This window comes from Leifsonia stereocauli (genome assembly GCF_038432415.1).
In the GTDB taxonomy this organism is placed as follows: Bacteria; Actinomycetota; Actinomycetes; order Actinomycetales; family Microbacteriaceae; genus Orlajensenia; species Orlajensenia stereocauli.
On record NZ_JBCAUN010000001.1, the window covers coordinates 559,230 to 572,223 of the forward strand.

At 64.4% G+C, this 12,994-nt stretch carries 14 protein-coding genes; 5 read left to right on the top strand and 9 right to left on the bottom strand.

Annotated features, from left to right (window positions below; translation table 11 throughout):
• Positions 1 to 252 precede the first annotated feature (252 nt).
• On the top strand, positions 253 to 891 hold the full coding sequence (locus tag AADV74_RS02840; protein ID WP_342111610.1) for a DUF6636 domain-containing protein: 639 nt from the start codon (positions 253 to 255) through the stop codon (positions 889 to 891).
• A gap of 5 nt (positions 892 to 896) precedes the next feature.
• Here the strand turns inward: AADV74_RS02840 and AADV74_RS02845 are convergent, their stop codons facing one another.
• The 3 genes from AADV74_RS02845 to AADV74_RS02855 form a co-directional block, all read right to left on the bottom strand.
• Positions 897 to 1,622, bottom strand: a complete 726-nt coding sequence (locus AADV74_RS02845) for an Rv1352/Rv1906c domain-containing protein (protein WP_342111612.1) — start codon at positions 1,620 to 1,622, stop codon at positions 897 to 899.
• A gap of 334 nt (positions 1,623 to 1,956) precedes the next feature.
• The gene (locus AADV74_RS02850; protein WP_342111616.1) at positions 1,957 to 2,556 is read right to left on the bottom strand and encodes a hypothetical protein; all 600 of its coding nucleotides are present in this window, start codon (positions 2,554 to 2,556) and stop codon (positions 1,957 to 1,959) included.
• Complete coding sequence (locus AADV74_RS02855; protein WP_342111619.1) at positions 2,553 to 2,987, bottom strand: hypothetical protein; 435 nt, start codon at positions 2,985 to 2,987, stop codon at positions 2,553 to 2,555. The genes AADV74_RS02850 and AADV74_RS02855 overlap by 4 nt, the downstream gene beginning before the upstream one ends.
• 165 nt (positions 2,988 to 3,152) lie before the next feature.
• Here AADV74_RS02855 and AADV74_RS02860 point away from each other — a divergent pair, with 165 nt between their 5' ends.
• The 3 genes from AADV74_RS02860 (at position 3,153) to AADV74_RS02870 (ending at position 6,012) form a co-directional block, all read left to right on the top strand.
• The gene (locus tag AADV74_RS02860) at positions 3,153 to 3,284 is read left to right on the top strand and encodes a hypothetical protein (protein ID WP_342111621.1); all 132 of its coding nucleotides are present in this window, start codon (positions 3,153 to 3,155) and stop codon (positions 3,282 to 3,284) included.
• Between the two features lie 476 nt (positions 3,285 to 3,760).
• Positions 3,761 to 4,459: a neutral zinc metallopeptidase gene (locus AADV74_RS02865; RefSeq protein WP_342111623.1), complete on the top strand. Its 699-nt coding sequence runs from the start codon at positions 3,761 to 3,763 to the stop codon at positions 4,457 to 4,459.
• 14 nt (positions 4,460 to 4,473) lie between these two features.
• The gene (locus AADV74_RS02870) at positions 4,474 to 6,012 is read left to right on the top strand and encodes a hypothetical protein (RefSeq protein ID WP_342111625.1); all 1,539 of its coding nucleotides are present in this window, start codon (positions 4,474 to 4,476) and stop codon (positions 6,010 to 6,012) included.
• Here the strand turns inward: AADV74_RS02870 and AADV74_RS02875 are convergent.
• A complete protein-coding gene (locus AADV74_RS02875; RefSeq protein ID WP_342111627.1) occupies positions 5,980 to 6,420 on the bottom strand; it encodes a hypothetical protein in 441 nt (146 codons plus the stop codon). The genes AADV74_RS02870 and AADV74_RS02875 overlap by 33 nt on opposite strands.
• Before the next feature lie 37 nt (positions 6,421 to 6,457).
• Positions 6,458 to 6,799 carry a hypothetical protein gene (locus AADV74_RS02880; RefSeq protein ID WP_342111629.1) on the bottom strand — a complete coding sequence of 114 codons (342 nt, stop codon included), beginning with the start codon at positions 6,797 to 6,799 and terminating at the stop codon, positions 6,458 to 6,460.
• Between the two features lie 100 nt (positions 6,800 to 6,899).
• Here AADV74_RS02880 and AADV74_RS02885 point away from each other — a divergent pair, with 100 nt between their 5' ends.
• On the top strand, positions 6,900 to 7,358 hold the full coding sequence (locus AADV74_RS02885; protein WP_342111631.1) for a hypothetical protein: 459 nt from the start codon (positions 6,900 to 6,902) through the stop codon (positions 7,356 to 7,358).
• A gap of 1 nt (position 7,359) precedes the next feature.
• Here AADV74_RS02885 and AADV74_RS02890 read toward each other — a convergent pair whose 3' ends face one another.
• From AADV74_RS02890 to AADV74_RS02905, 4 genes are read right to left on the bottom strand one after another with little or no spacing between them, the layout of a single operon-like run.
• Positions 7,360 to 8,778, bottom strand: coding sequence for a dynamin family protein (locus tag AADV74_RS02890; protein WP_342111633.1), 1,419 nt, complete (start codon positions 8,776 to 8,778; stop codon positions 7,360 to 7,362).
• Positions 8,775 to 10,886, bottom strand: coding sequence for an Hsp70 family protein (locus AADV74_RS02895; protein WP_342111635.1), 2,112 nt, complete (start codon positions 10,884 to 10,886; stop codon positions 8,775 to 8,777). Before AADV74_RS02895 ends, AADV74_RS02890 begins: the two co-directional genes overlap by 4 nt.
• Positions 10,887 to 10,897: 11 nt before the next feature.
• Positions 10,898 to 11,524, bottom strand: a complete 627-nt coding sequence (locus tag AADV74_RS02900) for a nucleotide exchange factor GrpE (protein ID WP_342113087.1) — start codon at positions 11,522 to 11,524, stop codon at positions 10,898 to 10,900.
• Complete coding sequence (locus AADV74_RS02905) at positions 11,524 to 12,981, bottom strand: hypothetical protein (RefSeq protein WP_342111637.1); 1,458 nt, start codon at positions 12,979 to 12,981, stop codon at positions 11,524 to 11,526. Before AADV74_RS02905 ends, AADV74_RS02900 begins: the two co-directional genes overlap by 1 nt.
• Positions 12,982 to 12,994 lie beyond the last annotated feature (13 nt).

The window sequence follows — 12,994 nt, forward strand, 5'->3', positions numbered from 1 at the left end:
TCGCTGACCGGGCGTCGTCACTAGGACCGTTCCCGACGCGGATGCCGTGACTGACAACGGAGGGACGGCCACCGCGTCCGACTGGACAGACCCGATCTCCACTGAGCCGCCGAGCCGCTGAGCCGCTGAGCGAAACTTCGACCACAACGATTGGCCCGCCGTCTTCGCGCACGTCGAACGGATCAGCTGAGAGGATCGCGGAGGCTCTGCCACATGTCCCATCTGCGTCACCGCAGACCGGAAGGAATCATCTTGCGCCGCACGCTCGTCTCCTTGGCCACGGTTGGGGCGCTTGCCGTCATCCTGACCGGATGCGCCGGCGCCTCTTCCGCTCCGACCCGCTCCGCGGGGATCGACCTGCCGGCGACCATCGAACCGACCTCGACCATCGAGCCGGCGCCGACCGAGACGCTGCCACCCGTCGCCACTGAGACCCCGGAACAGGTGGTGACCGAACCGCCGGCTGCTGAGGTCATCGTCCCGGTGAACCCTGGCGTGTTCATGCCCGTGTCGGACACTGGAGGCATCAGCGTCGACTTCGTCAGCCCGTCACGGAGCATCGCCTGTACCATCTTCAAAAGCGACTGGTCGCTGCCGTTCTGGGGTTGCAAAGCGAAGGATTTCACGTTCGATCCGGGGCCACGGCCGAGCGAGCACTGCCACATGGTCGGCAGCGTCGAAGGTGTCGGTGACGACCCGGTGAAGTTCGGTTGCCGGACTGACGAACCGTTCCGCGGCACGTACGACGACACCGTCGCCGTTCTGGACTACGGGAAGTCGATTACGTTCGGGGGAGTGGTGTGCGTGTCCCGCGAGGACGGCATGACCTGTGATCGGGCCTCATCCGGGCACGGGTTCGACATCAGCCGCACCGAAGCGAACCTCTGGTAGCTGGTCTAGCCGACCTTCTTCCAATCGCCGCAGCGGGAGGAGTTGAAGTCCTGTCCGCCGCTGACGGTGACTCGGATCAGCCCTTGCGCGCCGAGGTCGTTGTCGACGATGTCGGACCCGTTCGTGCCGGAGGTGTTGATCTCCCAGTAGCAGGTGCCGCTCGCTGACGTGGCCTCGTAGACGCCGGGCTCCATGGACACACCGACGATGTAGGAGTACCCGTCCTTCAACGTGGTCTGCGCCGCACGGGCTTCCGCCCCTGTGACTGCATCCTCGCGGCCTTTCACGGCGTCCTCCCGGGTCTGCAGCGCCGTCTCCTTGACCTTCACTGCGTCTTCTCGTTTGGCGACGGCGTCGGACGCGTTCATGTACTGGTCTCGTGACGCTGTCATCTCGGTCAGGTCGCCGATCAGGTCGTCCTTCTCCCCGGACATCTTCGTGTTGTCCGCCTGGAGGTGGACGAGCTCATCGTTCGTGTTCGCGGCGACGTTGACAGCGACAGCGAAGGACGCCCACCCGAGCACGGCGACGCCGGAGACGGCGATCAACGCGATGGCGGTTTTCGACAGCTTCTTCCTCGGCTTCGCGGCCGGCTTCGGCTTGGCCTTCGTACCCGGCACGCGCGGTTTGGATGCCCGCGGAACCTTCGGCGCTGCAGCTGCTGCGGGCGGCGGCGCCACCGGTGAGGCTGCTGGTGTTTGGGCGTCGTCCTTGACGGAGTCGTTGTCCATGAGGTCGGGTCCTTTCGGGTCGCCCGACACTACCGACGACTGGACGGGTATGGCAGTTCCCAATCTGGGTGACAACACTCAGCGGATTGTTTCGGTCCGCGAACGCATTCACACAAGGGTTGGGACAATGCGATGAGCATCTCGGCCAGATCCCCAGACGGCGCTCATCGGCGTCGTTCTGCAAACACATTGGCATGCGGCCGCGGTCGTTCACGAACCAAGCAAGCTCGTCCGCCATCTTCTGGAAACGGGCGTCATGAGCGTTGATCTCAGGGGAAGTGGTGAGGTTGTCCATACAGACTCTATGCGCGAGCACAGAGGGCGGCTGGCAGCTTCAGTCCATGCAGTGGGCTTCGGTGACTTGGAACTTGTCGCCGCCAGGCATTGCCAGCTCCAGCCGCGCCACCCCGTTCGCGGGCAGGCCAGCGGTCGTGCCGTACACCGCACCTACAGATACCTCTCCATCCAAAGCGGACACTGTGACGGAGATCCCAGCCGGGCAGGGGTCAGCCGTCATGACGGTGAACACAGCACAGCGACCCTCGGAGGTGCAGGAGTAATCGCCCTCATGTGCTTTGTAGTAGAGGGACACGTCACCCGGGATCACGTAGTACCCCTGATCGGTGGCCGCCTTGTCCTTGCGTGCCTGTTCGGCCTGTACCTCGCGTGCTTGAGCTTCCGCCGCCGCGGCCGCCACCCGTTCCGCTTCCTTCTCCCGGGCGATCTTCAGGTCGCGTTCGTTCTGCTTCTTCTTCGCAGCAGCCTGTGCGTCCTGTTTCTGCTCCGCGGACTGGTGTAGTTCCGTGGCTGATGACAGCTGCACAGCCGACCAGCCGTAGACCATAACCCCGGCTCCGAGGATGAGGACGGAGCTGAGCAGCAACGCCAGCATGACGCCGCCGCCGATCGTGCCTTTCGGCTTCGCCTCGTTCACAGGTTCGCCTCGATCTCAGCGGTCTGCTCATTCAACGTTGCGACTGCATTCAAGTTCATGATCCCGATCGTCGCGGCGACCGCACCGCCAGCTACCATCACGGCAGCGATCAGCACCCACAGCCACCGACGGTACCGACGGGGCGCAGAGGGTGCCGACGGCTGCGGGTCGGGCTCCTGCTCCATCACGGGCGGCGGTGCTGTCGCAAGCCGCGGCTCCGGTGCCGGCTGGTACCCGCGGACCCTGACGCCGTCAGCTTCCTGGTCGAGGCGGGCGATCTCTTCCGGGCTTCCGGTCCAGCCTTCACGGACCGGGCGGACGTTGAACTGGTGGATGTACGCGATCTCGTAGTCGGTGAGGTACCACGACCATCCGGTGTCCGGGGCTGGGTTCACCCCACGGGTGATGGGCGGATGTGCGGCGTCGGACATCGCAGCTCCCTCAGGGTCGGGTGGTCAAGGGAATGCTCCTGTTCTACCACCGGGCCGCACGACACGGGCAGACCCCGGTTCTGGGGCCGTTCCCCTGCAGCGTCGGGGGTCGGCAGTACCATCCGAGCAGCCCTCAAGCCGCCACCGACGAATGAGCTCCACACCGTGACAACTGGGTACCGTGCCAACTTCCGTCTCGACGACACCGCCGACGCGGTCGCAGTCGCCGAAGACCAGGTCGGGTCGTGGCTGCGGACGAAGCAGAAAGGCCGGTCCAACCTGGACTCCGCCGACTGAGACGGGCCCGGAACCCACCCGCTCGGCCCCGGCGCCACCCTCCGGGTAGCTGAACTCGACCATGACCTGGACGGGTCACGTAGACGCGCCATCCGATTCTCGGAAACGAACCCCGGCGGCACCTGGGAAGTGTCAGTTGTCGCCGTCTCCCTGCCATTGGACCGAACCCACAAGCAGACCCTGTAAGTAACCGCCGGGCTCGGCGGAGTCGACCAGAGAGAGTCGATTCGGGAGGTCGCCACCCCGAAGGTGGTGCAGGAGCTCCTTGAATCCGGCGATAGTCGGGGCGATAGTCGTCATGGTCTTCTCCTGAGGTAGGTGTCTTCTTCTGCCACCAACATGTGCGGACGAACACGAAATCGACCCAAGATCGCCGCCGGCTGTCCCTCGGATTCGGGCTGCCGGCTGGGAACACCAACCCGGTACCGTGCATCGAAGGTGTGTACCGAACGGAGGGCCCGATGCCCCGCAAACTGATGGCTGCGGCCGCCGCGATGACGGTACTGCTCACCTTGACCGGATGCACCGGCTTGCTCGGCGGTCTCTATTCCGGCGGCAACTCAGGACCAATCTCCGACAGTGACCGCTCCGGCGACCCACTGAACTACGACGAGATCGACGGGGAGATCGAAAACGCCATCGACGTCGTCGACACATTCTGGTCGGACCACTTCGCCGACTTCTACGAAGGCGGAGACCCCTACACACCACCGTCGGACTTCATCCCGTACATCGAATCCGACCTGCCCACCTGCGGCGGCGAACAACTGGAGCCCGGGAACGCCTTCTACTGCGTCCCCGACAACACGATCCTGTGGGACCAGGACCTGATGGACTACCTGTACACCGAAGGTGGCGACTCCGTCGTCTATCTGGTGATCGCCCACGAATGGGGCCACGCCATCCAAGAGCAGATCTCCGAAGAAGGGCTGTGGAACTCCGAAGAGCTCCAAGCAGACTGCTTCGCCGCAGCAGCGCTGTACGGCGCCGCCGACGACGGAACTTGGGCGTTCGAAACCGGAGACACCGCCGAGATCACCAACGCGCTCACGTTCCTCGCCGACGAAACCGAATGGACCGACAGCGACGACCACGGCGACCCGCTCGACCGGATCGACGCGTTCAACGACGGACGCACCATGGGTGTCGAGGGGTGCCACCCGGTCGAGGAGTGACAGGAGGGCATCGAATGGTCGACCATCTCGCCGCAGCCCGCGACAAAGTAGCGGAGTTCTGGCCCCACGTGGAGAGCGTCTGGGGCGAGGGCATCGACGGTCTCGCCGGGTTCCGGTTCAATCTGACCCCGGTCATCTGGGTCGCCGTGGTCCACCGAGGCATGTACATCGAAGCCGACGACCAGCCCATCGCCCACGTTGACCTGCCAGATGGCGCCGGCACCCAGGTCATCGTCGAGGCGATCGCCGCGGGCATCGAGGAGTTCTGGTTCGAGATCTGGCACCAGGTTTCCACGCTTCAGCAAGCTGACGGGGTAGACGACCCACAGGCGGAATCCATCTTCGCCGAAGCGCTACGCGAGGTCTTCCCGGAGAGTGAACGAACCCACAAACGCTTGCTCGAGGAGACCGACACCTCATTCAGCTTCTTCAGCCGAACCTTCACAAAACCGACCATTCCACGGGCCCCAGAGGAGACATTCGCGGGATACGTGACCCCCGGTGGCTCCGGGACATCATTCGATGATCCCCACCAACTATCAGACGCCCGAGACCGTGCAGCTGAGTTCTGGCACGACGTCCAAGACCTACGCGGCGACGGCATGGACAGCCTGGCCGGGTTCAGCTTCCACATCACCCCGACCATCCTCGCTGCTGTCGCCGACCGTACCGTGTACATCTTCCACACCCTCAACGGGCAACCACTCCTCCAAGCGAACCTTCCGGCCGAGGTGACCTCGCAGATGATCCTCGACACCCTCGCGGTGACAGTGCAGGACTTCTGGGACTCCATCTGGGAGATCGCAACGCCAGATGGGAGCTACGTCGAAGATGACGATGTCGACTACGAATCGATCCTCGCCGATGTATTCGAGGAAGGGGAACGGACATACGTGCGGCTGTGGAACGAGTCATGCAAGGCGAGGCTGTTCCGTGAGAAAGTGAACAGGGCCGCAACCGCTCAGCTGTCTGAGGCGGTCATCCAAGCGTCCGTTCCCCTGGACGGCACAGAAGCTGCGTTCGCCATCCCGTACCCGATCTCCGCCGACGACTACCTCATGTGGGACGCGGCACTCACCGCCGGCGACCGGGTCGGCGCTGAATGGCGCGACGTTCACCGGTGGGGTGACGACGACGGACTCCGCGCAGCGGTAGACGCCGCCATCCAGGTGGAGCACGCCCGCCGGAAACTTGCCGACGGCACGGGCGGCACATCCAAAGCGTCCACGTTCACATTCTCTGCGGTGGTCGTCGTTGTGGCCGCCCTCATCCCCGCGCTACTGGGAAGCATGCTGCTGACGATGGCGTTCGAACCCGGACGCGTCGGCGGGGGAGCGCTCGGCGCTGTCGGCCTGTTCCTGCTCATAGTCGCCAGCGTCTTCTGGTGGGTCGCGTACCGTCTCGCCACCCGAGCCGGCAGGGACTCCAAAGCCACACTGAAATGGATGATCGACTGGGCGTACTGGCGGGCAGTGGAATCCTCGAGGGCGTGGCGCCCCGCACTCACCCACTGGCCGGTCTCAGCGGAGAACGACCAACCCACGGAACGCTGAAACCATCTCCTGCCCGGACTCCCGCCAAGCCTGCTCAGATGTGAACACACTCCCGACAAGTTTCACCTGACCGAACGAAGCCCACAGCTTCACCACCACGTGAACGTACGGGTCCGTAGCCCGGAACGCCCCGACATACCCGTCAGCTTCCGCGCCACCCACATGCACCGTCGTCAGCCCCGCGAACATCCGCCAATCCGGGTTCATCCCCTCGATGAACCCAAGCTGCGTCTGAGCAAAGAACAGCGAGTCGATCGCATCGTTCGTCACCGTCCGCTCCAACGTCATGACCGAATCATCCTGTGGTGAGGAGAACCGGACCGTCTCCGACATCTGCCAACCGGACGGGGCAGAACCGACCACCCAGGCTGTCGCTGGGTCACCAAACCGTTCGAACATCAGGGCCATGACAGTTCGATGGTCAGGCCGCCGCAGATGTTCCCAGTCAGGAGCCGATCAGAGCCTTCTGCTCATCCGTCAACTCACCCGGCACACCGGAACACCACAGCGTGACCGGACCGTCACCACCGGCGATCGTCATGTGCTGATAGCTGTACACCTCGAGGTCAGCGTCGCAGGCTTCGCCTTCCCCGATCTCGTACACCAGGATCCGGGTGGCGGAGCTTTCGCCGCAGTCGACGAACGGGATGGCATCCATCACCGATTCATCGATGCAGGATCCTGCGCGCGGAGGGCCGTCCGGGTCGACCGAAGCACATCCTGTCCCGACGAGAATCACACCGGCGAACACTGATGCGGTGACCGCCAACCGTTGCAGCTTCTTCATGCACGTTCGATGCGGCAGGTCGCGCGGATGTTCCTTCACCCATTGCGGGAACTTCTTGCGTAGGACCACCATCGAACCTGTAACCCGAGAGGAGCTCCCCATGAGCGGATGGACGGACACAGACGGTGACGGCGTCGGCAACTACGCCACCTTCGACACTACCGGCGACGGCGTCGACGACCTCGTCCTCCTCGACAGCGACAACGACCACGTCATCGACACCCGCGGCACCGACACTGACAGCGACGGCGGAATCGACCAGTCCGAAGTCGACACCAACCGCGACGGATCCATCGACGAGATCCGGAAGGACACCGACAAGGACGGTGTTGAAGACACCATCCTCCGAGATCGCGGCGATGGGGTCTTCGAGACGTACATGGAGCCGGGGCCCACCGACCCGCGTGAGGCGATCATGGACGCCACCGTTGTCAGCGCTCCCACGAACCCGGACCCGCTGATCGCGTTGCTGGAGAACCCCGACATCACCGCGGACTCCCGAAAGATGATCGAGAACTACCAAGCCCAGATGGACCAGATCCGGGAAGGCTGGCTGTAGTTCAACTGCTGTTGCGGTGATTGATCGCGGCGAACGACCGAGTAAGAATCGCTGCGGACTTCGTCACGGACGGGTCACCCGCCAACAGGTGCTGCTTCACCACATCGCCCGCCGACAGTGCGGCCGTGCGAACAGCGGCGGCGTCGGCGGCGGGCGGCAACCCGACTCGCTCCTGGTCGGTGTTTCCGCGGAGCAGCCGATTCACCAATCCGAGGAGTTCGTGTTCGTCCGGGCGGGCGGATAGGAGTTCCCATGCACGGACTTCCTCCAATGGGTGCAGAGCCGGCGCCAATCTGGCGTCGGAAAGCATCCGCCGGAGCGGCATCCGCTGGCTGAAATTGTGTGCGGCCCGTTCCAGTTGTTCCATTGCCTGCTTCGCCTTCAGCTGGGGGATGCGGTTGACGTAGTGACGGCGCATCAAGGTGTGCAGCTGATCCACCCCGGACTTCTCCCACATCCAATCGATCACCGGTGACGCACCGCCGCCGGCGATCTCCCGTCCGTACCTGAGCCCGTATTCCCCGACGAGCATCGACAACTGACGAACGTCAGCGATCGTCACTCCGTCCAGGTTCTCTCTCGCCTGAAGTTGGAACTCAGACAGCCCTCGCAGGCGAGCCAATGTGCGGGCGTGGCTTTCAGTGAACACCCCAGTGACCGCCGTCTCGGCGAGCCTTCCAGCGACGGGGATCACCGCGGCGAGATCCGATGCATGCTCCAGCTGCATCTCAGCCGCACGGTCAGTTGCCTCCACCAACGAGTCATCATCGCCCCATGGCCCGGATCCGTACCTGTCGGCATGGGACAGGACACCGATCGCCCCACTCGAGGACACGTCCCCGGCCACGTTCCTGAACTCGCGGAGGAAGTCGACGTCGTCGGCCAGCTCTTTCCCGCGGAACAAGTAGATGATCGCGTCCGCTTGTCGAACACCGCCGACGCCTAGGATGCTCTGCCGCGACACCACTTCCAGCTCGGCCGACGTCGTCTCCAGCCCCGGGGTGTCGATCAACGTCAGATTGCGTAGCGGCTCTGAGCTCAACTTCACCACCGCGTAGGAGATCTGGTCAACAGGGACAGGCAACCGGTCCGGAAGCATCCCGTCCTGCAGCGGAACACGGATGTGGGGCCGGCCGCCGGACAGGTGGAGTGTGGCACCTTCATCAGCTCCGAACCGATACTGGGTCACCACCTTCGTGCATTCCACATCGGCGGTCGCAGCGACTTTCCTCCCGATGATCGCGTTCACCAACGTGGACTTGCCCGCCTTCACCCGGCCGACCACCGCCACCCGCAACGGTTCGGTGAGTCGGGCACGGGCGTACGAGGTGGCTGGCGCCACCTCTGGCCCTCCCACGTCGTCGTAGCGGTCGCAGACGGCGAGGATCGCTTCGGTGAGAGGGTCGTGCTGTGCCGTCACGGTGACCCGGCGACAATCGCGTCGACGGTGGCGGCATCCCAGTAGAAGACTCGCGCCTGAGCTTGCGTGTTCTCATCCAAAGTTCCGCCCTGAGCGACGCTGGTGAAGATGTCTGCCGAGAAAGGGACGTCCTCGTACGCCCAGATTGATGTGATGAAGGTGTTGTTTCCGGATTCGTCATACCCGGCGACATCGAACTTCGTGCCGACAGACGCGCCTTCGGCATCCAGGAGTGATGCGGTGCTCATCTCAGGGGTGCCTTCGAGGTAGCCGCTCCAGAATGTCGCTGCCCCTTGGTCATATCGAGAGATGCTGACTGTGGTGTTCGGGAGGTCTGTCCACGTGCATTGCATCGCCTCCTCAGCCGATGCGAGGCCTCCTGTCGCTTGGGAGAGGTCAACCACGACACAGCTCGCTCCGTCGGCGGTGAACATTTTGTCCAAACCGGCTCGCCCCGCCAGGGCTGGGCAGTCAGAGCCTGTGTCCGCTGTCGACCCGTCCCAGCAGTCGACGGGGTCGACTGGGTCGACCTCCTTGGCTACGCAGGTTTCGAGATCCGAGTCCCATTCTTCGGAGCTGAGGCAGTCTTCCGGGCCCGGTGGGTCCTCAGCCGCAACGCACGCTTCCAGGTCCGCGTCCCACACCTCGCTGCTGGAACAGTCATCCGGACCCGGCGGCGGTGGAGGTGGTGGTGGTGGGATGATGGCGATCGCGATGCCGACCGTGCCGATCACCAGGACGGAAGCTGCGGCGGCAGTCCACCCGATGATCTTCCGCCTCCGCTTCTTTGCTACGGCGTCCTTCTGGTTCTGTTCCGCTGCGGCACGCCAAGCTTCGGTTTCTTCCTCTTCCGTCTGGTGCTGTTCCCCATCCGCCGGCGATGTCTCCGTCCGGGAGCGTTCGGCCTCGGCCGCAGCGGCTGCGGCGGCTGCGGCGGCTGCCTCGGTCGCAGCGGCTTCCTGGGCGGCTCTGGCCTCTGTCGCCTCTCGCGCAGCCCGTTCCTCTTCGGTTTCGACATGCGGCTGCGGTTGCGGCTTCGGCACCCACAGGGCTCCCTCTACGACGACGAGCTTCAGGTCGTCGCGGGTCAGCGGGCTCTGCTTCAGGGCGGCCTCGAGGGAGGTTCGGATGGTCGGTGTTTGGGACGCGCCGCCGGTGAGGTAGATCCGGTCTGCGTGGCCGCCGTGGTGTGCCAACAGGTCCTGCGTGAGCTTCACTCCACGGTCGACGAGAGGCTGGATCATCTCCCGGTACTGGGGCCCGGTGATGATGAGGGCGTCGTTGAATCCAGGGACCGCGACCGGGATTTTCACCGTCTCGTTTGTCGTCAGGCTCTCCTTCGCCTTCCTGACGGAGTCGCGGAGGGTGAGCTTCATGCCGAGGTTCTGCGGGGCGTCGAGCCGAGCACCCATGTCAGCGCCGGTGTGTTCCGACATTTGGGTGAGCACCCATTCGTAGAGCAGCTCGTCGAAGTCCTTGCCGCCGAGATCCTGAGCTCCGTCTGAATCGACCGTCTCGTAACCAGAAGCTGTCCGTTCGATGAGTGCGACGTCGAGGGTGCCGCCGCCGAAGTCGAACACGGCGATCCGTTCACCGATCTCTGGGGCGCCGGCCATCGCGCCGTAGTAGTGAGCGGCAGCGACCGGCTCCTCGATCAGACGTACCGTCTCGGCTGGGAACCCAGCCTTCACCGCTGCTTCCCTGAGTGCATCTTTCCGGGTGTCTCCCCAGTCGGCCGGGTGAGTGAGGATCACCTCTGCCGGCAACGTGCTCTCGTTCGCCTGGACAGCGCGGTCGCGGACATGTCTGAGGATCGCAGCGATCACATCCGTGGTCGAATATTGCGACGAACCCACGGGGATGAACTCGTTGCCGAGCTCCAACTTGGGATGCTCCCGGAACTCACCCGGGTAAATGCCCATCTGGTTGCTCGCGGAATCTCCGACAATGACCCCCGACGTGTCGATGATGACTGCAGAGGGGATCGTGTCGGTGTGGGTGCCGAGCCGAACCACGCGCGGCCCCGTGTCGCCCCCTCGGTAGTATGCCGCGGCAGTGTTTGAGGTGCCGAAGTCAATCGACAGTGACCAAGCCCGTACTGCGTTCACACTGGTGCTCCTTATCCGTGTATCCACACGGAGACGTCTGCGGGGCGGACGATCCGGTTGGCAGTGCGGTATCCGGGTCGGATGACCTCGGCGATGGTGCGGTCATAGGCCGGGTCTGGGGTGGGGCGTTTCGTCCTGGCCCGGTGAACGGTGTCGTCGAACCGGTCGCCCGGGTTCGCCGTCAGAGGGACGAGCCCTGCCGCGGCGATCACCTGCTCCAACTGCGCGCCCGCGCCGGCGGATTGAGGGAAGTCAGCCAGGGTCACCAGCTGCTCGAGCAAGTCATCCTGGACCGGTGAAGCTGCAGGGCGGTTCTGGCTTGCGGACTGCGCTGAGGCTTTCCACCCCTCCGCATCCCGGAACGCGGCGGCCGCCTTGGCATCCGCTCTCCGTCTGCGTGACATCTCGACCAGCAACCACACCACCACACCAATCAGAGCCAGGAGCAGCAGTCCGACCAAGACCCACGGTGCGGCAGAACCCACCGTGCCCCAGATGCCGTCCGTACCCGATGTCTCCGTCGGTGGTGCTGTGGGGCAGTCGGTGACCGAGACTGGCGCGCACTGGTCGGACCCGAACGACTCACCGGGAGGGCAGGTTGCCTCCCCGGTGAGTGGGCAGTCGTCGACGAGCAGCATCACGCACCAGGTGCCTTCTTGGCCATCAGGCGGGTGCCGGCCGCACCGACCGCGAAAGCGACCGGCAGCAGGATCCATCCGTGGCGGCTGATGTCGTTCGCGATCTGCTCGCCGATAGACGGCTGGATCTGGTCGATACCGGCGTACTCGGCCCGCTGGCCGAGCAGTTCGGTCAGGTTGACCGGCGCCGGCTCAGCAGGCTGAGCTGCGAAGCTCACGTCGGCCGGCTGTTCAGCGGTACCGTCAGCCTGAGCAGTTTCAATTCCCAGACCGAGGTCGCCCTCCGTCGCAATTGATCCCGCTCCGGCGCCTTGGGTGGCCTGGAACTCCGACGCCGACTGGTCACACATCAGCATCGCGTATCCGGAATCCTCCCATGCGCCTTGGAAGTCGGCGATCGAGATCTCCATCTGGGAGCCTTCGGCACGCCCCGGGTCGTTGAGGGTGACGATTCCGCGGTCCTCGTCGATGTCGGTGACGAGCACTGCATGGTCGGTGGCGGAGGCTGTGTCGCCGTCAGGGTTTTGCCCGACAGATTCGCGGGAGTCGACCATCACCATCACACCGGTGCCGGATTCGATCTCCGCGTCGAGGTTCGCCCAGTAGGTCGGTCCGTCCATTCCCGACGACGCGAGAGTGGAGACCGTTGCGGGGATCCCGTTCTCTGCGAGCAACGTCTGCGCGTCGAACGGGTCCAACCCGAACAGGCCGGTGTTCCCGATCGGGGACCACATCCCGAGCTCTTCCGCGCGGCGGTAGAACCATTCCTCGTTGACGGTGTTCCCGGTGTACAGGTCGAATATCTGCGCGATCGACGACGGGACGCAGGAGTTCGGGTACGCCTGCTGGAACCACACTGCAGCCCAGTCCTCCGGGTCGCCGCCGAGCTGTCCGTTCTCGTCAACTACAGGGGCGGGGGCGTTTCCCCAGTCAGGGGCCACCTCAACCTCCGTCGGGGCGACAGGGTCTGGAGCTACCTGCTCGACTGGAGCTTCCTCTCCCGTGTCGACCGGCTGCAGCGCCTGGTACATCTCCGGCATCGTGAACTGCATCTGCGGCTCCGTGAGGAAGGAGTCGCTGTCCGAGTACCCGTCAGCGTCGGTGTCGGCCGTTATCCAGTACCCGTCGGGTGTCTTGAACACGCCGAGGTCTTGGATGCCGTCGCCGTTGGTGTCGATCGCGTACCCGTCGACGATGCCGTCGGAGTTCGTGTCTAGGGCTTCGTAGCTTGTGGCGGTCTCGACGACCGCGCAGATCTCCGGGTTGCAGTAGTCCTCGTAGGTTCCGTACTCCGTGTTCGGGTCTACCGGTTCGCCCTCGCCGGGGAACCCGGGCTGCCCGGTCGGGAACGGGTCCTGACCGTTCTCAGGGAATCCCGGCTGCCCATGCGGGAACGGGTCCTGGCTGTTGTTGAAGTCGTCAGGGACTTCGGGCACCTGAATGTCGTCGGTGGACATGACCTCCGCCTTT

Coding starts and splice junctions, on each gene's coding strand:
- AADV74_RS02845 (WP_342111612.1), bottom strand. CDS start 1,622: ATGGACAACGACTCCGTCAAGGACGACGCCCAAACACCAGCAGCCTCA.
- AADV74_RS02855 (WP_342111619.1), bottom strand. CDS start 2,987: ATGTCCGACGCCGCACATCCGCCCATCACCCGTGGGGTGAACCCAGCC.
- AADV74_RS02865 (WP_342111623.1), top strand. CDS start 3,761: ATGGCTGCGGCCGCCGCGATGACGGTACTGCTCACCTTGACCGGATGC.
- AADV74_RS02870 (WP_342111625.1), top strand. CDS start 4,474: ATGGTCGACCATCTCGCCGCAGCCCGCGACAAAGTAGCGGAGTTCTGG.
- AADV74_RS02875 (WP_342111627.1), bottom strand. CDS start 6,420: ATGGCCCTGATGTTCGAACGGTTTGGTGACCCAGCGACAGCCTGGGTG.
- AADV74_RS02880 (WP_342111629.1), bottom strand. CDS start 6,799: ATGAAGAAGCTGCAACGGTTGGCGGTCACCGCATCAGTGTTCGCCGGT.
- AADV74_RS02885 (WP_342111631.1), top strand. CDS start 6,900: ATGAGCGGATGGACGGACACAGACGGTGACGGCGTCGGCAACTACGCC.
- AADV74_RS02900 (WP_342113087.1), bottom strand. CDS start 11,524: ATGCTGCTCGTCGACGACTGCCCACTCACCGGGGAGGCAACCTGCCCT.
- AADV74_RS02905 (WP_342111637.1), bottom strand. CDS start 12,981: ATGTCCACCGACGACATTCAGGTGCCCGAAGTCCCTGACGACTTCAAC.